Here is a 23133-nt window from a genome sequence, read left to right on the forward strand (position 1 = left end):
GCATTAGCTATGACTGGAGTTCGTACTCGCTTTTTTGCAGGCAGTGGCGATTGCACTCATGAAGTCCTTCAACTTAGGCCAAATCCATTCACCACGCTTCTGATGTTCAGAGAATGGTTTTGAAAACATAAAATAAACCATGTCTTTGATTTGGTGCTCCGTATGAGGGGTCCCAAACTCCACTCCCACGCTCTCGACGTATGATTGTCGATGCCTCAGGACGTCAGCGAGGGTATCGTCCAGCGTCTGCCCTACCAAAACATAACCGGATTTCTGCTGATACTGTCGGGAGCCATCACATACTTGCAACATATCGATATCTCCCAGGCCCAATAAAGCGCCCTTCTTATTGAAATTATTGAGATCAGCTAAAGCATCCGCCATTGGACCACTCCCAATCGGAAGTGCATCAGGGTTATGCTGTGATTGCCGGATGATTGCGCGTTCAATTCGACTAGCGAGTACAAATTTAACATACCAGGGATCAAAATATTTCAAGGGCAAGTCATCAGGTATTTCACGATACGCAATACCAAGAGGAATTTTCACACCAAAAGGCGCCTCTAAATCTTTCCTCCAACTCATCTCTTCTATTTCTTTAAAATACTGCGTAAGGTATATATCGTCAGCATGTACCGCCGCAAGAATTTTTACCAAGCCTTCAACCGACTTAAAGCCGACCCATGTCATGCGGAGACCTGTATCAGCGAAAAACAATTGAAGCTCTTCAAGTGCACCTAATGCTTCAGCAGAGGTAATATTTCCCCGACGCCCCATATGTTCATAAAGGGCTGCCGGAGTCACAGCCAAGTAGGTTTTTCGATCGCTCCAGCCTGTTACAAACCTAGTAAATGCGGTATATGATAACGCCTGCAAATCGCGATTCGGCTTAGACGCTCTATGTTTAAAAGACTGAATAATGCTGTTATCGAGAACCAAATGCATTGGCCCTTCTAGCTCGTAACTGATAGCGTATTTTCTTGCAAACGTCTCAGTTGATATAAAAAATTGGAAAATTTCTTCGTCAGTGCGGCCATGTAGACGCTCCGCGACCTCAACTATAACTTTTTCTTTAATTCCTTCCACTACTACCATCCTTAAAAACAACTGAATCAAAACCGATCGCACCCAGCTCGAATAATCTGCTGACGTTCCCTCTTCCCTCGGAGATCTTAATTCCAGACCAACGTCGGGACCACCACAATGTCCGTTTTTCCTATTCGTTTTCTCATGCTCACTCTGATCGCAGTTCACAGCGACAGCTTTGCAGCGGGCGAGCAGGAGCAGCAGCTCAGTCTACTCATCCGACAGCTCGATACTCTCGACACGTTGATGCAACAGGCCTCACGTTACGAAGCACCTGAATCAAATACACGTTATCGCTTTGACTACCCTCGCCTGACTCAGGATATCCAGCGCATTCGCCAAGGTGTGCAGGGCTATCTATCCCCTTCCCGCGCTCAACCTCGCGATCCCAGTGAACTGGTTGGCGAATACCGCCTCGACACGCCGTCCGCGGAGTCCTTGCCATGAGCATGACTGACGCTCAGATCGCAGCGTTCCAAAACGCCTCCGGCTTTTCGGCACAGAGCAGTTCGACGCTGTGGCTGTCCCTGGTTCTCGTCCTGGCGTTGCTTTGGTGTACCTGGGTGATGTGGACGGCTTACCGAGGGTGGTCGGCCGGCAGCGTGCGCTTCGGAGCGTTTGGCGGCAGCGCCGCACGAGTACTTCTCACCTTGCTGGTTTTGATGTTCTTCACCCTGTCCTAACCCAGGAAATCACCGCCATGTTCAAGTGTTTTGTACCCCTGAAAAACAATCTGCGTGATCGTGCCAGTCAGCGCCTGATCGGTCTGTTGCTGGTGCTCGGTCCGAGCCTGGCCTTTGCCCAATTACCTACCTTGGAAGCACCTTCGCGTGGTGAAGGCAGCGGGTTGATCGAGACGATAAAAAACTATGCCTACGACGGCGGCATCCTGCTCGGCCTGCTGATCGCCTTGCTCGCTTTTCTCGGTGTGGCTTGGCATTCCCTGACCGTCTATGCCGACGTGCAGAACCAGCGCAAGACTTGGAAAGACCTCGGCGCCGTAGTCGGCATCGGAGCCCTGCTGGTGGTGATCATCATCTGGTTCCTGACCAAGGCTGCCGCTATTCTGTGAGGTTGGCATGAACGACGCTATCGAACGCCTTGCCGACGGCACTTTGGTCTTTCTGCCAGAGCGACTCAATCGTGATCCCGCCGTATTGCGCGGTTTAACCAATGATGAGATGTGGGTAGCGCTCGGCACCGGCGCCGTCATTGGCCTGCTGCTGGGCGTTCCTCTGGCGATCGCCACCGCCTCCATTGCCGTGGCGCCGACCAGCATGATCGCAAGCATGGCGGTGGTGTTATTTGCCGGTGGCACACTACTGCGTCGGGTCAAACGGGCTCGCCCCGAGACCTGGTTGTACCGCAAGCTTGAATGGATACTCGCCAGCCGTTGGCGCCTGGGGCGCGGAAGTTTGATTCTCCACTCTGGCGCCTGGACGGTTCGCCGTTCGCGTCGACTGCGCCCTGCCCTGTCCCGGTGGCAACCATGAGTCGTTTTCGGAACAAGGTGGACGCCCAACAGGCCCATATCTTCAGCCTGCGTCTGGCGGTAATGATCCTTGCCCTGGTCTGTGCCGGGCTCTGGTACGGCTGGCGCTTGGCACCTACCGATCTGACCGTGCATGTACCACCGGATCTGCGCTCGGGCAGCACTCGCAAGTGGTGGGATATCCCCTCAGAGAATGTGTATGCCTTTGCCCTGTACATCTTTGGTCAGCTCAACCGCTGGCCCTCAGATGGAGAGCAGGACTATCGCCGCGCCATCTATGGCTTGCAGTCCTACCTGACACCCTCCTGCAAGGCCTTCCTCGATGACGACTACGAGTACCGCAAGGCCGCCGGCGAACTGCGCCAGCGGGTGCGTGGCGTCTACGAAATTCTGGGCCGAGGCTACAGCGAAGATCCGGAACTCCGAGTCAAGCAACTCGATCGCGACAGCTGGCTGGTCAAGCTCGACCTCAACGCCGATGAGTATTACGCCGCCGAACCGGTGAAACGGGTGGTGGTGCGTTATCCATTACGCGTGGTGCGTTTTGATCTGGACCCCGAACGCAATAAGTGGGGGCTGGCACTGGATTGTTATCAGGGCACTCCGCAAAAAATCTCCCTGCCTGGAGGTGAGCCATGAAGCGGATTTCTACCCTGGGACTCACCGTCTCACTGATGCTATGGGGAGCTGCAGCGCGGGCCGTCGAACTGATGCACTGGGAACGCCTCCCCCTCGCGGTCCCACTGGTGATCAATCAAGAGCGGGTGGTCTTTGTCGATGAGGATGTTCGAGTCGGTGTGCCCTCAACCCTGGCGAGAAAGCTGCGCGTGCAATCAACCGGCGGCACGCTGTACCTGCGCGCGTCGGAAGCCATTGCACCGACCCGACTGCAACTGCAATCGGTCGCGACGGGCGAGGTCATCCTGCTGGATATCGCGGCCACGCCTGGCGATCAACCGCTGGAGCCCGTGCGTATTATCAAGAATGCTCAGATGCAAGCTACCGAGGCTGAATCTAGCACCGTCCCTGTTCCAGAACGTACACCGATCCCGGTCGCTTTGACGCGCTACGCCGCGCAAAGCCTGTACGCGCCTCTGCGCACCGTGGAGTCCCTGCCCGGTGTACGCCGCGTCCCGCTCAAGCTGCGCACCGAACTGCCAACCCTGCTGCCGACCGAAAACGTGTCCAGCAGACCTATCGCCGCCTGGCGACTCGGTGATTACTGGGTGACGGCGGTGAAGTTGCGCAATCGTGGTTCAGAGACTCTGCAACTCGACCCGCGTCGGCTTCAAGCCAAGCTGTTTGCCGCGGCCTTCCAGCATGCTTTCCTCGGGCCTGTCGGCAGCGCTGAAGACACCACGATTGCCTACCTCGTCACCCGCGGTGCTGGCCTCGAACAAGCCGTGCTGCTCCCGCCCGTTGCGCGAGGTGCTGACGATGAAGGCTAACGCATTGCTCAAATGGCTGGTACCGGCTGCGCTGCTGGCCGTGGTGTTTGTCATCCTTAAAAGCTGGGTCGCGGGTAGTAGCACTCCCTCTCCAGAGCACCCAGTTGATCAGGGCAATATTCAGTTATCCGCCGAGCAAGCCAAGTCGCTCGGCATTGCTGGCGATACCCCACGCGACACGGTCGCCACCCTGGTCGGCCAGGTGAAGGCCATGCGCAGCGACATGCTCGGTTTGAAGAAACACAATGACTCATTGCAGACGGAAAACAACCGCCTGCGCGAGCGGGAAAACAGTGTCGATTCGCGTATCCAGACGGCGCTTGGCAGCGTAACCCAGCAGGTCGACGAAGGCCGACGCCAAGCCAACGAGGCCCGACTCAAAGCAGAACAAGACAGTCGTCAGGCTCGCGGTCTGCTGACGCAATTGCAGGACCAGTTGTCGGGGCTGACCGGCAAAGGCAAGGATATGCCGATCGGATTGGGGCTTGAGCCGGGCGATGGGGCTCAGCTCGAAGGGCAGCATTCTGCTAATGATGCGCTGCAGTGGATTGAACCCTCGGATGCTCCGTCCACCGACGCCCGAGGCAAAACCAAGACCTCCTCCGCACTGAGTCTGCCTACCGCTTTCAACTCTCTGGAAGGCTTGAAAGATAACGCGATTGATCGCAGCCAGAAACAGCTACGTGCAGTCACCAAGGGTGAGCGCGACCTGACGCGATCCGTTGACCGTACAGAAGGCGCGAAGCCGGTCTACACGATCCCCGAAAACGCCACGCTGATGGGCTCGGTCGCCATGACTGCGCTGATTGGCCGAGTCCCGGTGGACGGCACAGTGAATGATCCCTATCCCTTCAAGGTGCTGGTCGGTCCGGAGAACCTGACTGCCAACGGCATCGACCTGCCGGACGTCGCGGGGGCCGTGATGAGCGGCACAGCCTCCGGTGACTGGACCCTGTCTTGCGTACGCGGACAGGTCGAGTCGATCACCTTTGTGTTTACCGATGGCACCATCCGCACGGTGCCTCAGCCGAAGGCGGTAGCCAGCCGCAATGCCTCCACCTCCCAGAGCTCAAACACCGACAAGATCCGCGGCGGACTCGGTTACCTGTCCGATCCGTATGGCATTCCTTGCATTGCCGGCGAGCGCCGCTCGAATGCCCAGCAGTACCTCGGCAGCCAGAGCCTGATTACTGCGGCCGGCGCGGGTGTCGCTGCCTTGCTCGGGAATGAGCAAAACAACAGCAGCGTGATCAGTTCGGGCGGCAGTGCCTTCGGGGTCACCAGCAGCAGTGGCAATAGCGCACTGAATTCAATTCTCAGTGGCGGGGTCAGCGACATCCGCGAGTGGGTCAACAAACTGTATGGCGAAGCCTTTGCGGCCGTGTACGTGCCACCGGCAGCACAGGTCGCACTGCACCTCGACCATGAGATCACCATCGACTACGAGCCCAAGGGCCGGAGCGTTCGCCATGAAAAAGACCATGCTTCCCTGCCTGACCTGGATTAGCGTGCTCTGCTGGGTCCTGACGGGGTGTTCCACCGACAAGGACACGCTGATGCCCCATGGCGAGCAAACCATGCTGGACATCTGGAACGGCGCCGGTTCGCAAGGCACTCAGCAGCAACTGTTGGATGCTCGGCAGCAGTTACGCCGCCCGCTGGCTCAGGCAGATTTCTCCGCTTCTCTCCAAGAACCGTACACCCGCACAGCGGCGAACGAGATCCGCAACCTGTTCCCTCGCCTGCCCAATCCCGATCTGGTGCTGTACGTGTATCCGCATTTGAGTGGTACCGAGCAGGCACCGGTCCCGGGTTACTCGACCGTCTTTCCATTCTACCAACGTGTGCAGTACGCATTACCGGGTGAACGTCAGGAAGACTTGTAGTGCGTACCGGCGATTCGGGCAACCGCACCCCCGCGTGGAAAGCCTGGCGCAACCCATTACGCCCTCGCGCCACGTTGGCCGATGACGCCGCACTCTATGCGCACAACCCTAGCTTCACCGATCACCTGCCGTGGGTCGAGTACCTCGACACCGAGCAGTGTTTTCTGCTCGATGACAATCGCTCGGTGGGTGCGGTATTCGAGTTGCTGCCCATCGGCACTGAAGGCCGCGAACCCGATTGGTTGATGGCGGCCCGCGATACCCTTGAGGATGCCCTGCAGGATAGCTTTGACGAGCTGGATCAAGCGCCTTGGGTGGTGCAGTTTTTCTGCCAGGACGACAACGACTTCACCCCCTACCTGACCCGGTTCACCGACTATATCCAAGACAGAGCGCGAGGCACGGTCTTCACCGAGGCATATTTGGAGCTCAGCCGCCATCATCTGAAGGCCATAGCCAAGCCTGGCGGTCTGTTTGAGGATAAAGTGGTGACACGCCTGCCCTGGCGTGGCAATAACCGCCGGGTGCGCCTGGTGGTCTATCGCTGGCTTGAGTCTGCCGCGGAGGAGACAGGACCCACCCCGGTGCAATCCCTGCATCAGGCTTGCGAACGTATCTCTGCTTCGTTGCAGGCATGCGGGGTGCAAACGACGCGAGTCGATGGCCGAGGTCTTTATGCCTGGTTAGTGCCCTGGTTCAATCCTGCCCCCACGCTCACCGATGAAGCACCCGAGAATTTCTACCGCCGTGTGGCCTATCCGGAGTCGGGTGACGGTGAGTCGCTGGATCTGCCCTTCGATCATGACTTTGCCGAGCGGCTGTTCTTCAATGAACCGCATTCGGATGTGCAGCACGGACTCTGGTTTTTCGACGATCAACCCCACCGGGTGATGGTGGTGGACAAGCTGCGCCGGGCACCCTTGATTGGCCAACTCACTGGTGAAACCCGTAAGGGTGACGCGGTGAATGCCCTGTTCGACCAGTTGCCCGAAGGTACGGTGATGAGTCTGACCTTGGTGGTCAAACCGCAGGATGTACTTGAGGATCAGTTGAACCGCCTGGCGCGCAAAGCCATCGGTGAAAACCTGGCCTCGATCCAGACCCGCCAAGATGTTGAAGAGGCTCGTGCGATCATCGGCCGCCAGCATAAGCTGTACCGCGGCACGCTGGCATTCTACGTGCGCGGTCACGATGAGCAGCAATTGCACCAGCGCTCGGCCAGCCTTGCCAACGCGCTGCTGGGTGCGGGGCTGCAACCGGTACGCGAAGGCGATGAAGTCGCCGCCTGCAACAGTTACCTGCGTTGGTTACCGATGGCTTACAACCCGGCCCGCGATACGCGCAACTGGTACACGCGCCTGATGTTCGCCCAGCACCTGGCGAACCTCGTTCCAGTCTGGGGCCGCAGCACCGGCACCGGTCACCCGGGTATCACCCTGTTCAATCGTGGCGGCTCGTCGTTGAGCTTCGACCCATTGTCACGCCTGGACCGAGCCATGAATGGTCATCTGTTGTTGTTCGGCCCCACCGGCGCCGGCAAATCCGCCACACTGGTCACCCTGCTGATGCAGATCATGGCGGTGTACCGCCCTCGCCTATTTATCGTCGAGGCCGGCAACTCATTCGGCTTGCAGGGCGACTACTTCGCGACACAGGGCCTGTCGGTCAACAAGGTCCAGTTAAAACCTGGCGCCTCGGTCAGTCTTGCGCCCTTCGCCGATGCCTGGCGCCTGGTCGAGCAACCGGATCAGGTGGCAAATCTATCGACCGATGAGTGGGATGATGAATCCGTAGCGAGTCGCGAAGACCAGCGCGATATTCTCGGCGAACTGGAAATCACCGCCCGGCTGATGATCACTGGCGGCGAGGCCAAGGAGGAAGCGCGCCTAAGCAGGGCCGATCGCAGTCTGATTCGCGAGTGCATCCTGGATGCGGCACAGACCTGTGTCGCGTCGAGTCGTCAGGTGCTGACCCACGACGTACGCAACGCCTTGCTGCGCGTCGCCACCGATCCGCACTTGCCGGAAAAACGCCGCGAGCGCGCCCAGGAAATGGGTGAATCCATCGACCTGTTTTGCCAGGGTTTTGAGGGTGAACTGTTCGATCGCGAGGGCACGCCTTGGCCCGAGAGCGATGTGACCATTGTCGATCTGGCCACTTACGCTCGCGAAGGCTACGAGGCACAGATGTCGATCAGCTACATCAGTCTGATGAACACTGTGAACAACCTCGCCGAACGCGACCAGTACCTGGGGCGTCCGATCATTATGGTCACCGACGAAGGCCATATCGTCACCAAGAATCCATTGTTGGCACCGTTCGTGGTCAAGGGGACGAAGATGTGGCGCAAGCTCGGCGCTTGGTTCTGGCTGGCGACGCAAAACCTTGCCGACTTTCCCACTGCTGCGCAGACCATGCTCAACATGATCGAATGGTGGATTTGTTTGAACATGCCGCCCGCGGAGATTGAGGAAATCGCACGGTTCAAGAAGCTCACGCCGGCACAGAAAGCCTTATTGCTCTCCGCCAGTAAGGAGCCGGGCAAATACACCGAAGGAGTGGTGCTATCGAAAAAGCTCGAAACGCTCTTTCGAGCCGTACCTCCCAGTCTTTATCTCGCCTTGGCCATGACGGAGCCCGAGGAAAAAGCCGAGCGCTGGACATTGATGCAGGACAACGGCTGCTCGGAGTTGGAAGCGGCTTACCGGGTAGCTGAACGGATCGATAGAGCGCGTGGAATAGGCTCAATATAGGAAAGTCTATTCGGGCATCGAACTCCTGAAAGTGGGCCACAGGTTATTGTGATACTCCCCGAAGCCGCTGCTGAATCCTCAACAGGAATCCGGCTTCAAAAGCATCTTGGCAGTCACCAGCAGGAAAGGTCTTGCGCGCTTGTGCCAACTCCCACCACAGTGGAATCTCACCGGGCGTATCAAGCCAAGCCTGAGCGCATTGCACGCCACGTTCGATCATCGCGGCAAATTCGTTGCCCCAAGGTGTCAGAAGACTTGGGCAACCGTCCGCCGCAGGAATTGAAATGTAGTTTTCGTCCATACACACCCTAGATTTTTGATTCATCGTCAGACACTGAATCCAGCCTCGAAAATCTTAACGAGACCAAATGAATGCTCGATAACAGGCATGCACACCAAATGGCCTAGCTCAATGCAGATGCAGACTATATCCCGTGGATTGAGAGTCCCTCAAGGCGCAACTTGCGCGCATGACTCAAGACTACGAACAGCTTCGTCTGCATCTGGCGGAAAACATCCGCTTGATGCGGCGCGTGAAAAACCTTACCCAAGAGCAACTGGCGCTCATGGCCGAGGTGGATCGCACCTACGTCAGTCAAATCGAACGATGCACGGGTAATCCGTCGCTGTTGGTCCTGTGCAAACTCGCCAATATTTTCGAAATCACCGCAGATCAACTACTTACAGAACCAGACATCCTGCGCAGCTCCCTTCACGTCAAATAATAGTCTCACATCTCGCAAATCCGATACATCCACCTTCTTTTTTTCCACTGACAGTCTTTCGCCCATAACCGAACCTGCCCAGGCCATACACCGAGAGCCTGGATCATGCCTGCTGCCTGCTCGTCAATCACACCCCCAAAGCTCCGGCCCTTGGCGCTGAGCATCTTGTTGGCGTGCGGCCCAAGCGTGGCGCTGGATACCAGCAGCATCACATCCTCCGTGCTTTCCCCAAACTGCCTCGAATACAGGGTCGTCGGCATTTGTTTCTGGCTCCTCTGCACGCCTTTCGGCTGCACAGTCAAAACCTCGACCAAGGTTCGTCATTTCATTCCTGAACTGGTGGTCTCTAGCTATGCCACCACCGGCAATAACCCCTGGACCGAGATGGCCGCCCTCTCCTCTCCCATCAGCGGCGCGGAGGGTGGCGGCAACCTGATCACGCCGAACACCCGCCGCGACAACCTGCCGCGTTTCAAGAACGTCGATGGCATCGGCCACCCGGGGGGCTGGGCCACAACGCAACTGGCCTCTCAATCCGGCTATGCCTGCGTCAGCGGGGCAACCGCGTTCATGCCCTACTACCTGAGCACCTTGGACTCGCTGGCTTGGCGCCATGGCATCCCGGAAAGTCTTTACCCCGAGTCGCTCATGCCAGGGATCCGTGAAATTGGACGTCAGGCTTCCGGAAACATGTGGGGCAACGTCTATCCTCGGCAGGGTTTTCTGGTGCAGCCCGATGACTTCAAGGCGGCCGCGGTCATGGCGCAACGGGCCGGCGATGTCGTCACCCGTAACTGGCAACCGCATGTGTACTTACCACTCACGCCAGCCAAGCACGACGGTTACTGGCCGCCTGGCCCGATCATTGAGAACGACGCTTCGACCCACAAATGGCAATTGCTCTACCCCCAGGTTCAGCCGACGTGCGCCATCTTCCCCAGCGATCCAGTGCAGAGCGCGGATGGCGGCTACGCCTGGTCGCTGTGGCGTCCTTATAGCTGTTGCAAACGTGAAGGACAGACCTTTCTGTTCAGCATCGACTTCGAAGGAGGTGCGTCGTGAGTCGGTTTTTCACGCGACCATGGTTGGGTGTGATAAGTCTGTTGCTCTGCGGACTATTGGCCATTGCCATGCATGTCCACGCCGCCGAGGACCATTACCGTCTGGGCACCCAGGGCGAAGTGCTCGACGACCGGGTGATGTACACCATCGGTGGCGGCTCGGCGGTGGGCTCACCGAGCTCGCTCTACCGACCCAGCGGTCTCGGCACCGGCGTATCCTGGCGAGCGAACATGATGTGCGGAAACATGAGCCTCACCAATACCCTACAGAACCAGTTAAACGGCGTCACCGAAGGTTTCCAGCAGATCATGGGTAGCATCGTGCAGAACGCGACCCAAGCCGTGATGTCACTGCCGGCGTTGATCATCCAGCGCGCCAACCCCGGCCTCTATGAGTTGTTGAGCAACGGGGTGATGCAGGGCCGTATCGACTTCGATCGTTCCAAACTGACCTGCCAGGCCATGGCCGAGAAGATGGCGGACAAGGTCGGTCAAGCCGACTGGGGTGCGCTGGCCAAGAACCAAGAGATGCAGGGCAATCTCGAACAAACCGGCGGTGATGCGGTGGCCGCGGTGAAAAACACCGAGGCTCATAACGGCAACAATGGGGTGTCCTGGGTCGGCGGCTCGAAGGCTGGAGGTAATGGGCAGACACCTATCCATGTGACCTCTGACGTGGTCCGCGCAGGCTACAACCTGCTGCATAACCGTACGGTGGATGACAGTGCTTCGATCAGTAGCAACGACTGCCTGGGTGGGGCTATTTGCCAGACTTGGGCCTCGCCCCAAGAGGAATCCGAATGGGCCGTCCGCGTGTTGGGCGAGACCGAAGTCGCGACCTGCGACACCTGCGAAACCCTGCGTGCTACTGCTGGCAGCGGATTGACGCCGCTGATCCAGGAGGCCTACAGCGAACGCCTCAAGGCCCTGCAAGAGTTACTGTCTGGCTCACTGCCACCTACCCCTGACAATCTGGCTAAAGCCTCCAGCTCGATGCTACCGGTGACCCGTGGTGTGGTTGAGGCCCTGCGCGACGATCCCGATCAGGATCTATTGGCACGGCGCCTGAGCAGTGAGACTGCCTTGTCCAGCGTACTCGACAAGGCGCTCCTGCTACTGCGTACCCTATTGGCGGGCAGTCACGAACCGAACATCGCCTCCGCCGAACCGGCACAGACGGCCTTGATGAAAAACATCGACACCCTGGAGCGCGAAATACGCCTGCTGCAGACCGAACTGCAGGTCCGGCAGATGCTGGCCACCAATACCGCCAGCCTGGTGCTCGACCGGCACGCCGGTGGTGCCGATGCTTCGCGTACCGTCGAGCAAGGCGACCCTGAGCCGGGCCGACTCAATGATGCTGACGCTAGGCGCAAGTGAGCCATGAAACGCTCACCGCTATTCACTCTGCTTTCAGGTCTGGGGATTGCCGCGGTGACGATCCTGACTACCGCACTGGTCGCCTGGATCAGCCGAACTGCGCTGGGTAGTTTCGAGGTCTGGCAGCAGGCATTCGAATCCGCACGACCTTATCTGCAGTGGTGGCGCGCCCTGCTCTACGCCGCCCTCTTTGCGCTCTGGTGGGATCTGCTTCGGCGCTACCGACATCGACCACAGGATCGACTGCGCGTGAAACGCATCGGAACATTAGCGGTCGTGCTCTTTACCTGCGTCGAACTCACCCGACTGTGAGGTCACCACCATGCTCATGAGCACCAACAGCTACCTGGAGTTTTACCTCTCTCTGCTGGCCTGGATCATCAACAACGGCCTCTGGAGCGTCCTGTCCGACACCGGGCTATTCGCCGCGCCCTTTGGTGCAATCATCTTGCAGGAATGGTTATCTGCCCGTCAGCAAGGCGCGGATGAAGGCAACAAGGGACTGCTCTCGGTGCCGCGGATCGAGAACCGTTTATGGCTGGCCTACATCGTTGTGTTGTTCGGCTGCGCGCCCGTCTTTCCGCTGAGCCTCGCCTCGATGGCCTTCGATGATGCGGCGAGCCAGCGCTGCGGCGTTAGTGTGGCCAAGCCAGCAGAAACAGCCTGGGGAACCACCTTCAACACCATTGGCGAGCGATCTGCCAACGTACCGATCTGGTGGTTTCTGGTGCATGCTTTGAGCAAAGGCGTGACCGCCGCGGCTACCGCCTCCATCCCCTGCGCACCGGATATCCGGCAGATGCGCATGGAGATCGACAGTTCGCGCATCGACAGCCAGGTACTGCTGCAGGAAGTCGCCGACTTCACCCGCGATTGCTATAGCTATTCCCGTTCTCGGCTGTTCACCAACCGCCCGCAGTTGGACAAGGCACAAAGTCACGACGCCGCCTGGATCGGCTCTAGCTATTTTCTCGACACCCCCGGCTACTACGATACGGATCGCTCACGTACACCGCGAGTCAGTTGGCCGTATGACGAAAGCCGCGATGTTTCCTTGCCGCGGCTGGAGAATGGCGCGGGCTACCCCACCTGCAGGCAGTGGTGGAGCGATAGCGGTGTCGGGTTGCGCGAGCGCTTGATCCAGCAGGTCGATCCTTCGCTGCTGACTCAGCTGAAAGGTTGGTTGACTGGCCGCTCGAGCAACGAGATCGAGGATGCCACCCTGCGCGAGCTGGTCAGCCCGCGCCAGCAATCGATGTCCATGTCGCCCGGACAGGTGTACCAGGACTATGGCTCCAGTGCTCGCGGCGGGTCGATCAATCAGGGCCTCAATAACCTGGCCACTAACACCGGGCTGGCCCTCGGTTCCTTCAGCAACTTCCCGGCGTTGAATGCACTACGCGCCGCCCTGCCGATGGTGCAGGCTTTCCTGATCATGGGCGTCATCATCAGCTTGCCGTTAATTCTGTTGGTCAGTACCTACCAGTTGAAAACTGTCATGACCGTGACGTTCGCGCTGTTCACCTTACACATGCTGAGCTTCTGGTGGGAACTCGCCCGCTGGGTCGACTCCAGCATGCTCGATACGCTGTACAACCAGGTTTCGGCGTCCAATCAGATGCTGCTATCGCTACCCACATCCGGCTTCATGGATGGGACAGTTACGGCGCAGGTAATTGAGTATGTGATGGGGGCGATGTTCATCGTGCTGCCGATGCTGTTTCTAGGGGCCATGAGCTGGGCAGGATATTCAGTCGGCAACGGGATTCAAGGCATGTTGGCGAACGGTAGCAAAGCAGCAAGTGACTCAGCGAGCAAAGGTACGGATCAAATATTGGGTGCTGCTAAGCGCTCAATTAGATGACTTGCTGTCGCCTATATAATGCCCATTGTCGTCGAAGTCACCGATGTAGAGATCAGCACCTAGGTAGTCTGGCCCTGGATTTTTCTCTTGATGATCGGAACCAACAAAAGCCCTGAACCATAGCAAAGTGATGACCGCCAGCATCATCACAAAAAAAGTAACCAGCCAAACACTGACAAAGAATAAGCCCGCCAGCAGGGCCAGGTTGGCAACTAAAAAGCTCCCGCGAACGAGTGACCTACCCGCGGGCATTCCTGCTGCCACGGCACGCTCGGCCCTGCGAGACTCGAAAGCCTTCAGCCTGCGGTATCCACGTTTTATCGAAATGCCACAGATATACGCCCAGCGATTGGCACGTGAATTCTGAACAGGTTGCTGAGTTGACATGGCCTTGCCCTCTTCTGAGCGCCTTCATGATGGATGCTGTAGCAAAAGCCTACTCCTTCACGCTGTTTGCATCCGACCGCTTATCAGTTCGCGTAGAGCAGGAGTAGCACCTTGGAACTCAACAGGCAAACATCGCGAATCGTACTTTTAAAACCAGAACACGCGGTGTGTGACAACCAGATGTGTAGTGGTCAGAGCAGCCATAAGCAGTCATTCTAGAGACACTCCAGGGATCGACTACGAAACTCACTTTGCCCCCGCGCCTCATAACCTTATAGTCCTACTCTCTGCGAAAATAATGGACCTTGAAACCATGGACAAGGAAGCAAAGCAACAGGCGACCTCGACTGAGCTTACAGGTGGAGCGGGCTTTACCTACGAAGACACAGTCGTCGCCTACTATCTTGCCGCCCTCCTGAGGGAGGAGCGAGCTGCGGGTTTGAGCGGTGTCGTAAAAACAGTGGCTGTTCAGCAGGACGGGCACGGCCATCCCATGGATGACATCATCGTTGAGCTTATCGATGATGGTATTCAGCGAAGATTAAGTCTTCAGGCTAAACGTAAAGTTCAGATCAGCGCCGCGCAGAGCAACTCTGACTTTCGCGACATCCTATCGCGCGCTATCGCCACCAGGGCGTCCGACACCTTTAACGCTGATTTTGATGCCTATGGCTTTGTCGCTGAAATCGTCGCCATTGAGCCGTTCCGAACACTAGGCCGCCTAATTGACTGGGGCAAAAGCAGCCCTTCTGGAGAAGACTTCGCCCGACGCTTTGCCCCAGGCGGTGCTGCAGCAGCTGCGGAGCGCTCGCTTCGTGAAGAACTGGCCCCGCTAATCGGTGGCCAAACGCCCGATGACGAACGAAAGTTCTATTCGCAATTTGTGACACTCAATATCAATGGGTTGGCCGAAGGGGGAATCCTTCGAACGGAGGTTATCAGCCGCCTCCAGGAGCTTATTGCAGCTAACGAAAACGGTCAGGACGTTCTGCTGTTCGACCGTCTCTGCCGAATTGCGCGCGATGCTGCGGGAACGGCCCGTAAGTGGACGCGGCAAACGCTGCTGGCTGATCTTCGGGGTGTCGTACGACTCAAGGTAGCTCCGAACTATCGGCGTGATCTGGACCTCCTTCAGTCGTTCTGCTCAGCAGGGCTTGCCGACGTATCGGAAGAGATTGCCAGTTTTCGCGTTGAACGCCCCATTCTGGAAAAAAGCATCAGGGATCGTCTCGCCGAGTGCCGGCTCGTCAACCTAAGTGGCCTCCCGGGGTGCGGAAAGTCAGCGATGCTCAAGCGTATCGCCAGTGTTGATGCCGCAAATGGACCAATCCTGTTCCTGAAATCAGACCGACTTGCGGGAAATAGCTGGTTAACATTTATAACATCGCTCGGCATCCAGCACCGCGTGATTGAAGACCTCCTCGCCGAGATTGAAAGTGCTGGAACTCCAATCCTGTTCATCGACGGTATTGACCGTATTAGGCCTGATCAGAAAGGAATCATCACCGACGTCCTACGGGCGATCGAAGGCAACGAACAGCTGGCTAATTGGAAAGTTTTAGCAAGCTCGCGCGATCAGGGGCTTGAGGCTTATCGCGCTTGGTTCCCGACAAGCTTCTATCGTGAAACTGGCATCGGCGATGTTTCGATTGGCGCTTTTTCGGACGAGGAAGCCAAGGTTCTTGGGAAGGAAAAACCCAACTTGAGCCGGCTGCTATTCGGCCCTAAGGGTGTCAGAGAAATCGCCCGGCGTCCGTTTTTCGCGGCCGTGCTCGCGCAAAGCTTTCCTGACGACTCGGCAACACCTCATACCGAGGTAGATCTTATCTCGGCCTGGTGGAGTCGTGCTGGTCATGACGCGCCAGAGGAAGCAGTGCCGCAAAGGCAACGGGCGCTGCTGGATTTTGCCGAAAAAGGTGTGCGTAATCTCGGCAAAAACATTCTGGCCAGAACGCTAAAAGACTCCACCTTTGCGCAGGTCGCGGGGTTGAAGACTGATCTTGTTATCCGAAATCACGACGGGGGAGCATCATGGTCGTTTACGCACGACATTTTTTTTGAATGGGTTTTTTTCCGGCAACTCATTGAGTTTGGCGATGATTGGTCTAGCTGTCTAACCGACGCTGGCGAGCCGCCACTGCTCGGCCGCGTGGTTGGGCTCCTTGCGCAGAGCAGGCTCTCTTCACCGGGGAAATGGTCGGCGGGCTACCGGAATCTCGAAGGTCGGGCGCTCCGCCCGCAGTGGCGGCGCGAGTGGCTGACGGCCCCGCCCTTTGCGCCCGCCTTTGCGCAAGGGCACCCGGAGTTTCACGCACTTCTTGCTGATAACGATTACGTGCTCTTTGAGAAACTGCTCGTCTGGTTTCAAGCCCAGCACACGATCCCAAGCCCGACAATCCTTCAGAGCACAATGAACGGGGTGGTAGCCCTAGACCGCGTCGGCATAGCAGATCGGCTAGGATGGCCCTCCGACTTCAAAAGCTGGGGTCGACTCTTGGACTGGTTATTTCCCATAGCCCATAGCCTGCCCGCCCGCCTACTGCACAACATGCTTGAAGTCTTTGGCGTTTGGCAGAATGCGTGCATAGATATCAAAAATCCACGCTCGGCAATCATTATCGAAGTGTGCGCTGACTGGTTGATCGAACTGGAGGGAGTCGAGTATTCCAAAGAGATTCACTTAGCGCATGACCGATGGGATGCGCTTGGCAGAGAGGCGCGATCCAGCCTCGCGACCGATTTGCGAATGACCATCATGCGCTCTGCGCGATCTTACCCTGCACCTGCAATCGCACTTTTCGAACGTGCAGTGACGAACAAACGTATGCGCCGCGAAGCATACAGCGACCTAATGGCATATACGCCTACTATGGCCGATGTGGCTCCCGAGGCAGTGGTCGCCGTGGCAAAGGCAGAGCTGATGGAAGAGCTACCTCAGGATCGGTTAGAGCGTGAAGAACTCGAGCATCGGGAAAACGCCGAAAGGATAAAACACCTTCGCGCCATTCCTGAAGACGATCGGACGGTAAAACAGCAACGCGCGCTACAGCATGTGCATTTTCCGATTGGGCGCGACCGGATTGATCTCGACGACATTGGGATCAGCCGACATCATGACTACTACTCTCCGGAGTCCCCCATTCACGAACCGTTTGCCAGTCTCTTTGCCAAAAATCCCGAGGCGGCGCTCGGACTGGTACGCGATCTCTCCAACCATGCGACTAAAGGCTGGCATCAGGTTCAGCTCATCAACCGTAATCGAATGGGAACTCCTATTCCGGTAGTCCTCGAGTTTCCTTGGGGAAAACAGGAATTTTTGGGGGATTGGCATGTTTACAGTTGGTTCATGGGCCAGCTAGCGTCCTCCCCATTGGCGTGCTCTTTCCTTGCAATCAGCTATTGGTCCTTCAAGCAAGTTGAGGGTGGCCGGCCGGCGGACGAGGTCATCCGGGACATTGTCGAAGGGAATGAATGCTACGCCATTCTTGGGTTGGCGCTCGTCCTGGCGCTTGAGACCAACGATGTGTCTGAGACGACACTTCCCATCGTGACCTGTCAGCGTCTCTGGCACCACGATATCGCCCGAATCGCAAACGAGCCCATGCGAAATATAGACATTCTAGGTTTCGGGGACCTTTCGCGCCTTATTGGCGACAAGGCGAAAGCTAAGGAGTTTCTTGACTCGCGGCAAAGCCGTAGTCGCATGGTTCGCGAGCTCGCAATGCAGTTCGCGTTGAACAGTAACTCAAGCTTACGCAAGCGCTTTAAGGAAGAGCTAGCACTCTTCCCAGATTATTTACCTCACGAGGTTGAAGAAGCACGCTCCAATGCCGGTACTACCGCGTGGTTGAAAGAGCAGGCGGAGCGCTGGTCGGGTCTTGGCGATATTCAAAACTATCGCAAGCAGCAGACCCAAAATGACGGGCTCCTGATCTCCTATGAGCCACCGAAGCCGATGACGCTAGAACAAGAACGGCGCCTTGAGGAGAGTACAAACTCACTGCGGGAGTATGGCGTCATAGCATGGGCGAAGAAGTCGCTTGAAGCCAATGCAATTGCCGACGGAATGACGTTAGCCGATACGGTGGCCTTCGCCCAAGCCAGGGATAACGGCACCATTTTCACCGAGCGAACCAACTCAGGGGAGCAATCGACGCAGACGGTAATCTCTGCGGTTGCCGCAGTCGTCATTCGCTTCGACTCTCCTGCCGGAACAGACTTCGATTGGGCGTGGAAGGTGATGGGGCGTGTTGCGGACATGATAGAGCCGAAGGATACGTTTCACGGATCCAAGATACCGTGGCATCCCGCCAATCACCTTATCGTCGCCTTGGTGCATGACTGCCGTTCAAGCTCACCTCGCGATGATTCAGTACGGAGACTCTTCGAACTAACTGCCCACCCAATAGATGATGTGGCTCAGTTCGCGTTCAATGGGATCTTTGTGGGTTCGGACGATCATGTAAGGTGGAACGCTGCCCAACTCGCCATGGATCTATCGCTTCGCGATCACGATTATATTGTCGACCGGGTTGCACGAAAGCAAAGTCTCGCCCGCGCACTCAAAAGATTGGGCGGGACAGACAACGCGCCGCTTACATCTGTGCCACCAGCGTGGGTCAAGATGCCGGGAAGTCAGCGATACGGCCAGTCCAAAGACGATGCCAGATGGAATGATGCCAAGCCCTCATTTGACGCAACGTTTGCGGCAAAACTGTTCTCCCTCTTTCCTATTGAAGCGTGGTGTCAATCAAGCATCTACAAACCGATGGTCGCGATAGCCCTCAATGAGCTTGTGACCTGGACGTCAAAGCGACTTATGCCGTCCTGGCTTATAGACAAGCGCAGGCGGAGATCAGAGATTGGCGGGACCTCGCTGATTGAATGGAACAGTGTCCTAGGCGACTTGCTCGCCCGGGCCGCCCCCTTCTTCGAGACGGCGTTCGTGCGCAAAGAATTTCTGGCCCCCTTCCTGACGGAGGATGAGGAAGGCTTAGCCGTCCTCGCTAGGTTTGCAGACTGCACAGTGAGGCGGCAGGTCCTTGATGCTCCGGCAGTTCCGGCAAATACCTTCGATCTGTTAAACGATTGTGTTAAGCGCCTCATCTGCGACCGAACGTTTGATCCGAAAAGCTATCGCGCCGGTCAAGTGTACGGGCACGATATACCTAAACTGATCAAGGCGTTGCTCTTCGTAGCTGTCGAGAAGGAGGCTCCAGGCGCCGCCCGTTTCGCCAATGGTAACTGGTCGCAGATCGATATGGTTATGCCAATTGTGAGCCGACTAGTCGCAGCTGCAGGCTGGTCAGAATATGTTATGCAAAATTATTTGAAGCTCTGTGAACAGGCGGGCGATGCCTATCCTCTTGATGCATTTGCTGATCAGACCAACGCAATTTTTAGTGCGCTAGCAAATTCAAATGTCAGTTGGGTGGGAACCACATTGCCTGCTCGCACCGCAGCAAGGGTCCAACATCTTGCCAACGCTAACTTTCCACTTCGCGACGCTCAAGCGCAGAATCTACTCAAGATTCTCGATGCACTGATTGACCTTGGTGATCGCCGCAGCGCTGCCTTGGAACAGGCCGAGGCTTTTCGAGGGGTTCAATTGCTATGAAAAAAGAATACGAAATTCGGCCCATCGAGAGAAAGTGTTGAGTTGAAATTCCGACTGTCCGGTTCGAGTTGGTTCCGGTCGGTCGTAATCGGTTGCAAGCAAGCCGACACTGCCGGCGTGGCGTCGGCAGAAACCGCCCAAAACCGGCCGGTGGCGGCTCCTAGAAAAATCATCTCAGGCGCCCAGCATCTCATCTTAGAGATCTCAAGGAGAAACAGTATGACGGGGTGGGAGAGCTATGAGCTTGTTGCTCGGTATTTGCTGGAGAAATTCGCTTCTGAATTTGGCTTGAGTGCGGTAGAGGCCAAGCAGGCTGTGGAAGGCAGGAGCGGCACGAAGTGGGAGGTCGATGCCAAAGGCGTACTCGCCGACGGCGAGTCGTTCTTGATTGTTGAATGCAAGCGATGGGGGAGTCGAATTGACCAAGCGACAACTGCGTCCCTAGCTTACCAGATCACTGATACCGGAGCTTCAGGCGGTATTATAGTTTCGCCCTTGGGGTTACAGGATGGCGCTAAGAAGGTCGCGGCAGCAGAGCAAATTGTCGAAGTAACCCTCCACCCTGAGTCGTCATATACCGACTATTTTATCTCCTTCATGGAGAAAGGATTTGCTGGGATGCGCGTGGAATTGCCACAGATTGGTATAACGGAAGTACGAGCCAAGGTACGTCAGCGCATCGCGGTCAATGTCGGAATAGGGATAATGGGGTTTAGGTCAAAGATAACTTATTCCGACGACTGACTTACATCACCTTCTTGACGTAACACCCTCAGAGCCGATCATTTTCCGCCGGTGCCTGCTTGGTGCCGGCCATTGAACGACATCTCTCGACACCCTGTAACTGCCTACACCTGCTCAGGTCGATTGCAACTACGCACTTGACCGTTTATCAGACCATTGAGCCGAAAAAACCTCTCTGGAAGTCAGCAGACAGGACTCATGGAACGGTATCACTGAGGTGGTTGACCCGCATAAATTACTCGGCTAAATACAAGGCACGGATCGCTGTTATCGACAGCACCTGCCCAGGTAGCCAGAGCCTTCAAGGTTACGTCACTTCAGTGATGGTTTTCCCCAAAGTGCGATTAGCGTTCGGTAGCTCGCACGGTGACCGCTTCTGTGGTGATGAACGCCCGCTTCTCTCCTGAGTGCCTTTCAAGCCTTGCTCGTCAGAAAACTCCTCTCGTTTTTTTTCAACCCGCTGCGGGGAAGTTCTTTCCCGCACGGGACAGGTTTCTTCGCGCTCTCAACGGAGGCACACCATGTCCGACTCACTCACGCCCGAAGCACTGAACCCCCTTCAGTTGCCCATTGTGTTCACCCCTGCCGCCTGGCAAAACGCAGTACTGCTCGAGCGCTCAGATCACTCTGAGAGGCTGCAGATCGCTCGGCTGAGCAACGTATTACGCGCAACATTCAGAGCCCACCTGAACTATCCACACGAGCCCTATGTGCTGTTTGAGGTAGTCCACATCGCGCCAAGGGGCCATCCACACAATGACCAGTTGCTACAACTGAGCCTCAGCATACTCCACGAGCCGGACCAGCCCGGTGCATTGCTGATAGCTCTTGCAGGAGAACACCAACGCTAAACGCATACGACCGAACTCAGCCCCCAGATCCACACTCAGACGGTATGCAAGTCCTGCATCAATCCAACCCATCACCCACCGGGGAACCCTCCCCGACGGGCAAGGCGTTCCTCCGTTTTCTCTCGAGGAAAATGCCATGCGCGATATCTACCAAGACGTGACTGACAAGATCGTTACCGCTTTGGACCAAGGCGTTGCCCCCTGGATCAAACCCTGGTCCTCAAGTGGCTCAGCTTACATCGGTCATCAACCCTACCCCATCAACGCAATCACGCATCGTCCCTATTCGGGTATCAATTTACCGTTGCTCTGGGCCGAGGCCAGGTTGCAGGGGTTCACTCAAGATCGTTGGCTGACCTTCAACCAAGCCAAAAAAGCCGGTGGGCACATCCGTAAGGGTGAGCACAGTGCCCTAGCAGTGCTCTACAAGCCAATGGAGCGCGAGGAACAGACCGAGTCAGGCCAACCCGTACTCGATGAAAACGGTCAGCCCAAGGTCGCTCACTTTGGCATTCTCAGGACGCATTTTCTGTTCAACATCGAGCAAACAGAAGGGCTCGACACTTTCGATGAAATACTGATCGACACAGAACCGACTGATCCCTTCCAGGCCAACAGCGCTGCGGAAAATTTGCTGTTAAGTTCGGGTGCACACATCGTTCATCGGCCTGCCGACGAAGCCTTTTACCACCCAATCAGGGATCTCATCCAACTGCCGACAAAAGCGCAATTTCACGACGAAGGTGGGTACTACGCCACCGCACTTCACGAGCTGACGCACTGGACCGGACATCGCTCTCGGTTGCAACGCGAAGGCGTGACGTCATCCTGTCCATTCGGCTCGCCAGGCTACGCTTTTGAGGAGTTGATCGCCGAAATGGGCGCCGCTTTTTTATGTGCCTACACCGGTATACAGGGAGAGCTGCGGCACGAGGGCTACATCGACTTCTGGCTCGGCCTGCTCAAGGCTGACAAACGCGCGATCTTCCGCGCCAGTGGTCACGCCCGAAGCGCCTCGGAGTATGTACTCAACCTGGAGCAGCAACTGGGGCAAGTAGTCTTGGATGACTCGCTGTGCATGAACGATGGAGCTTAATCGTTACCTCACCGCTGCAATCGCTTCACAGGGCCCAACGCGAGTTGAGCCCTTTTTTCTGCGCCCAGAAAAAGCCCCATGCCGCGGGCCCCTCACGCAAAGTACAAGAGAGAGGCGCACACCCGCAGCATGCCGTTACGTATCCAGGTTCTGCGCCAAAAAATCCACCAGCTCGAGCGGACTTCGGCTGTCGATCACCTTGTAGATCAGATCGCGCTTACTGCGCGGCAACTTCTTGATCACGCTCTTCGCCGAGGCCCTGACGGCTTCGTCGGTCCCATGGATACGTGCTGCGAGCAGCAGCACGAGCGTGGCGTCAGTGAGGTTCATGGCAAGACCCAAAAAATATGCACCGCAGTGTACCGACTCTTTTCTTTTCCGTACCAGCCCCCCAACAAAACGAAGTGTAGCAGTATCGATAATCCGATTGCCGCACAAAGGGACACGAGCCAAAAGGACGGGTAAGGGTTGGAAGGGAATGGGGACTCAAGGGTAAGAGCTCTATCCGAAAAGGCTAAAAGGCCACTGACCCAGCCACGTCCCGGAGGTCACGATGCTCAGTCTGTTTCGCCACAAAAAGCGGAAGCCCCCTCCGCCACTGACCGTGAGCGTCGCTGAAGGTTACCTGCCCATCGAGTCGGCCCACAGCTTGTTAGCAGCGGAGCATCGCCGCCAGTTGCTCGATCGCATCTGGCAGTACACCGCCCTCTCTCACGCACAGTTCATCCAGCTCGATTTAAATC

Annotated in this window: 22 protein-coding genes and 1 pseudogene; 19 read left to right on the plus strand and 4 right to left on the minus strand. The window is 56.8% G+C overall.

Annotation, left to right across the window (positions count from 1 at the left end; genetic code table 11):
* Positions 1 to 3: 3 nt before the first annotated feature.
* A complete protein-coding gene (locus ACIPIN_RS08955; protein ID WP_401117602.1) occupies positions 4 to 1086 on the minus strand; it encodes a hypothetical protein in 1083 nt (360 codons plus the stop codon).
* 117 nt (positions 1087 to 1203) lie between these two features.
* On the opposite strand from ACIPIN_RS08955, the gene ACIPIN_RS08960 reads away from it, so the two are divergent.
* The 9 genes from ACIPIN_RS08960 to ACIPIN_RS09000 are packed head-to-tail and all read left to right on the plus strand — an operon-like array spanning position 1204 to position 8665.
* Entirely contained in the window at positions 1204 to 1533 is a 330-nt protein-coding gene (locus tag ACIPIN_RS08960) for an RAQPRD family integrative conjugative element protein (protein WP_401117604.1), read from the plus strand.
* Entirely contained in the window at positions 1530 to 1769 is a 240-nt protein-coding gene (locus ACIPIN_RS08965; RefSeq protein ID WP_401117605.1) for a TIGR03758 family integrating conjugative element protein, read from the plus strand. The genes ACIPIN_RS08960 and ACIPIN_RS08965 overlap by 4 nt, the downstream gene beginning before the upstream one ends.
* Before the next feature lie 17 nt (positions 1770 to 1786).
* Complete coding sequence (locus ACIPIN_RS08970) at positions 1787 to 2158, plus strand: TIGR03745 family integrating conjugative element membrane protein (protein ID WP_401117606.1); 372 nt, start codon at positions 1787 to 1789, stop codon at positions 2156 to 2158.
* 7 nt (positions 2159 to 2165) lie between these two features.
* A complete protein-coding gene (locus tag ACIPIN_RS08975) occupies positions 2166 to 2579 on the plus strand; it encodes a TIGR03750 family conjugal transfer protein (protein ID WP_401117608.1) in 414 nt (137 codons plus the stop codon).
* A complete protein-coding gene (locus tag ACIPIN_RS08980; protein WP_401117610.1) occupies positions 2576 to 3217 on the plus strand; it encodes a PFL_4703 family integrating conjugative element protein in 642 nt (213 codons plus the stop codon). Before ACIPIN_RS08975 ends, ACIPIN_RS08980 begins: the two co-directional genes overlap by 4 nt.
* On the plus strand, positions 3214 to 4026 hold the full coding sequence (locus ACIPIN_RS08985; protein ID WP_401117612.1) for a TIGR03749 family integrating conjugative element protein: 813 nt from the start codon (positions 3214 to 3216) through the stop codon (positions 4024 to 4026). The genes ACIPIN_RS08980 and ACIPIN_RS08985 overlap by 4 nt, the downstream gene beginning before the upstream one ends.
* Positions 4016 to 5533 (plus strand): TIGR03752 family integrating conjugative element protein, encoded by a 1518-nt coding sequence (locus ACIPIN_RS08990; protein WP_401117614.1) that lies wholly within the window; start codon positions 4016 to 4018, stop codon positions 5531 to 5533. The genes ACIPIN_RS08985 and ACIPIN_RS08990 overlap by 11 nt, the downstream gene beginning before the upstream one ends.
* A complete protein-coding gene (locus ACIPIN_RS08995) occupies positions 5496 to 5912 on the plus strand; it encodes a TIGR03751 family conjugal transfer lipoprotein (protein ID WP_401117616.1) in 417 nt (138 codons plus the stop codon). The genes ACIPIN_RS08990 and ACIPIN_RS08995 overlap by 38 nt, the downstream gene beginning before the upstream one ends.
* Positions 5912 to 8665: a conjugative transfer ATPase gene (locus ACIPIN_RS09000; RefSeq protein ID WP_401117618.1), complete on the plus strand. Its 2754-nt coding sequence runs from the start codon at positions 5912 to 5914 to the stop codon at positions 8663 to 8665. The genes ACIPIN_RS08995 and ACIPIN_RS09000 overlap by 1 nt, the downstream gene beginning before the upstream one ends.
* A 43-nt stretch (positions 8666 to 8708) precedes the next feature.
* On the opposite strand, the gene ACIPIN_RS09005 is transcribed toward ACIPIN_RS09000, so the two are convergent.
* Positions 8709 to 8966, minus strand: a complete 258-nt coding sequence (locus tag ACIPIN_RS09005; RefSeq protein ID WP_401117620.1) for a LasR-specific antiactivator QslA — start codon at positions 8964 to 8966, stop codon at positions 8709 to 8711.
* Between the two features lie 169 nt (positions 8967 to 9135).
* Here ACIPIN_RS09005 and ACIPIN_RS09010 point away from each other — a divergent pair, with 169 nt between their 5' ends.
* The 5 genes from ACIPIN_RS09010 (at position 9136) to ACIPIN_RS09030 (ending at position 13695) form a co-directional block, all read left to right on the plus strand.
* On the plus strand, positions 9136 to 9390 hold the full coding sequence (locus tag ACIPIN_RS09010) for a helix-turn-helix domain-containing protein (protein WP_401117622.1): 255 nt from the start codon (positions 9136 to 9138) through the stop codon (positions 9388 to 9390).
* Between the two features lie 105 nt (positions 9391 to 9495).
* Positions 9496 to 10452, plus strand: a complete 957-nt coding sequence (locus tag ACIPIN_RS09015) for a TIGR03756 family integrating conjugative element protein (RefSeq protein WP_401117624.1) — start codon at positions 9496 to 9498, stop codon at positions 10450 to 10452.
* Complete coding sequence (locus ACIPIN_RS09020; RefSeq protein WP_401117626.1) at positions 10449 to 11831, plus strand: integrating conjugative element protein; 1383 nt, start codon at positions 10449 to 10451, stop codon at positions 11829 to 11831. Before ACIPIN_RS09015 ends, ACIPIN_RS09020 begins: the two co-directional genes overlap by 4 nt.
* A 3-nt stretch (positions 11832 to 11834) precedes the next feature.
* Positions 11835 to 12143 (plus strand): hypothetical protein, encoded by a 309-nt coding sequence (locus ACIPIN_RS09025; RefSeq protein WP_401117628.1) that lies wholly within the window; start codon positions 11835 to 11837, stop codon positions 12141 to 12143.
* Between the two features lie 10 nt (positions 12144 to 12153).
* Entirely contained in the window at positions 12154 to 13695 is a 1542-nt protein-coding gene (locus ACIPIN_RS09030; RefSeq protein ID WP_401117630.1) for a conjugal transfer protein TraG N-terminal domain-containing protein, read from the plus strand.
* Here the strand turns inward: ACIPIN_RS09030 and ACIPIN_RS09035 are convergent.
* A complete protein-coding gene (locus ACIPIN_RS09035) occupies positions 13684 to 14082 on the minus strand; it encodes a DUF3742 domain-containing protein (RefSeq protein WP_401117632.1) in 399 nt (132 codons plus the stop codon). The two genes, ACIPIN_RS09030 and ACIPIN_RS09035, sit on opposite strands and share 12 nt — an antisense overlap.
* Positions 14083 to 14395: 313 nt before the next feature.
* On the opposite strand from ACIPIN_RS09035, the gene ACIPIN_RS09040 reads away from it, so the two are divergent.
* The 4 genes from ACIPIN_RS09040 (at position 14396) to ACIPIN_RS09055 (ending at position 22390) form a co-directional block, all read left to right on the plus strand.
* Positions 14396 to 19699 (plus strand): AAA family ATPase, encoded by a 5304-nt coding sequence (locus tag ACIPIN_RS09040; protein ID WP_401117634.1) that lies wholly within the window; start codon positions 14396 to 14398, stop codon positions 19697 to 19699.
* 42 nt (positions 19700 to 19741) lie between these two features.
* Positions 19742 to 20443 (plus strand): restriction endonuclease, encoded by a 702-nt coding sequence (locus ACIPIN_RS09045; protein ID WP_401117636.1) that lies wholly within the window; start codon positions 19742 to 19744, stop codon positions 20441 to 20443.
* A 521-nt stretch (positions 20444 to 20964) separates the two neighbouring features.
* Positions 20965 to 21294, plus strand: a complete 330-nt coding sequence (locus ACIPIN_RS09050; protein WP_401117638.1) for a hypothetical protein — start codon at positions 20965 to 20967, stop codon at positions 21292 to 21294.
* A gap of 136 nt (positions 21295 to 21430) precedes the next feature.
* The gene (locus ACIPIN_RS09055) at positions 21431 to 22390 is read left to right on the plus strand and encodes an ArdC family protein (protein WP_401117640.1); all 960 of its coding nucleotides are present in this window, start codon (positions 21431 to 21433) and stop codon (positions 22388 to 22390) included.
* A 135-nt stretch (positions 22391 to 22525) separates the two neighbouring features.
* Here the strand turns inward: ACIPIN_RS09055 and ACIPIN_RS09060 are convergent, their stop codons facing one another.
* The gene (locus ACIPIN_RS09060; RefSeq protein ID WP_401117642.1) at positions 22526 to 22720 is read right to left on the minus strand and encodes a hypothetical protein; all 195 of its coding nucleotides are present in this window, start codon (positions 22718 to 22720) and stop codon (positions 22526 to 22528) included.
* Between the two features lie 223 nt (positions 22721 to 22943).
* Here ACIPIN_RS09060 and ACIPIN_RS09065 point away from each other — a divergent pair.
* A pseudogene (locus tag ACIPIN_RS09065) lies at positions 22944 to 23133 on the plus strand (relaxase); the annotation flags it as partial.

This window comes from Pseudomonas sp. NPDC087697, assembly GCF_044743155.1.
In the GTDB taxonomy this organism is placed as follows: Bacteria; Pseudomonadota; Gammaproteobacteria; order Pseudomonadales; family Pseudomonadaceae; genus Aquipseudomonas.

Bases quoted from the DNA above. Each gene is read 5' to 3' on its own strand.
- ACIPIN_RS08960 (WP_401117604.1), top strand. From the start codon at position 1,204: ATGTCCGTTTTTCCTATTCGTTTTCTCATGCTCACTCTGATCGCAGTT.
- ACIPIN_RS08965 (WP_401117605.1), top strand. From the start codon at position 1,530: ATGAGCATGACTGACGCTCAGATCGCAGCGTTCCAAAACGCCTCCGGC.
- ACIPIN_RS08970 (WP_401117606.1), top strand. From the start codon at position 1,787: ATGTTCAAGTGTTTTGTACCCCTGAAAAACAATCTGCGTGATCGTGCC.
- ACIPIN_RS08975 (WP_401117608.1), top strand. From the start codon at position 2,166: ATGAACGACGCTATCGAACGCCTTGCCGACGGCACTTTGGTCTTTCTG.
- ACIPIN_RS08980 (WP_401117610.1), top strand. From the start codon at position 2,576: ATGAGTCGTTTTCGGAACAAGGTGGACGCCCAACAGGCCCATATCTTC.
- ACIPIN_RS08985 (WP_401117612.1), top strand. From the start codon at position 3,214: ATGAAGCGGATTTCTACCCTGGGACTCACCGTCTCACTGATGCTATGG.
- ACIPIN_RS08990 (WP_401117614.1), top strand. From the start codon at position 4,016: ATGAAGGCTAACGCATTGCTCAAATGGCTGGTACCGGCTGCGCTGCTG.
- ACIPIN_RS08995 (WP_401117616.1), top strand. From the start codon at position 5,496: ATGAAAAAGACCATGCTTCCCTGCCTGACCTGGATTAGCGTGCTCTGC.
- ACIPIN_RS09005 (WP_401117620.1), bottom strand. From the start codon at position 8,966: ATGGACGAAAACTACATTTCAATTCCTGCGGCGGACGGTTGCCCAAGT.
- ACIPIN_RS09010 (WP_401117622.1), top strand. From the start codon at position 9,136: ATGACTCAAGACTACGAACAGCTTCGTCTGCATCTGGCGGAAAACATC.
- ACIPIN_RS09015 (WP_401117624.1), top strand. From the start codon at position 9,496: ATGCCTGCTGCCTGCTCGTCAATCACACCCCCAAAGCTCCGGCCCTTG.
- ACIPIN_RS09025 (WP_401117628.1), top strand. From the start codon at position 11,835: ATGAAACGCTCACCGCTATTCACTCTGCTTTCAGGTCTGGGGATTGCC.
- ACIPIN_RS09030 (WP_401117630.1), top strand. From the start codon at position 12,154: ATGCTCATGAGCACCAACAGCTACCTGGAGTTTTACCTCTCTCTGCTG.
- ACIPIN_RS09035 (WP_401117632.1), bottom strand. From the start codon at position 14,082: ATGTCAACTCAGCAACCTGTTCAGAATTCACGTGCCAATCGCTGGGCG.
- ACIPIN_RS09040 (WP_401117634.1), top strand. From the start codon at position 14,396: ATGGACAAGGAAGCAAAGCAACAGGCGACCTCGACTGAGCTTACAGGT.
- ACIPIN_RS09050 (WP_401117638.1), top strand. From the start codon at position 20,965: ATGTCCGACTCACTCACGCCCGAAGCACTGAACCCCCTTCAGTTGCCC.
- ACIPIN_RS09055 (WP_401117640.1), top strand. From the start codon at position 21,431: ATGCGCGATATCTACCAAGACGTGACTGACAAGATCGTTACCGCTTTG.
- ACIPIN_RS09060 (WP_401117642.1), bottom strand. From the start codon at position 22,720: ATGAACCTCACTGACGCCACGCTCGTGCTGCTGCTCGCAGCACGTATC.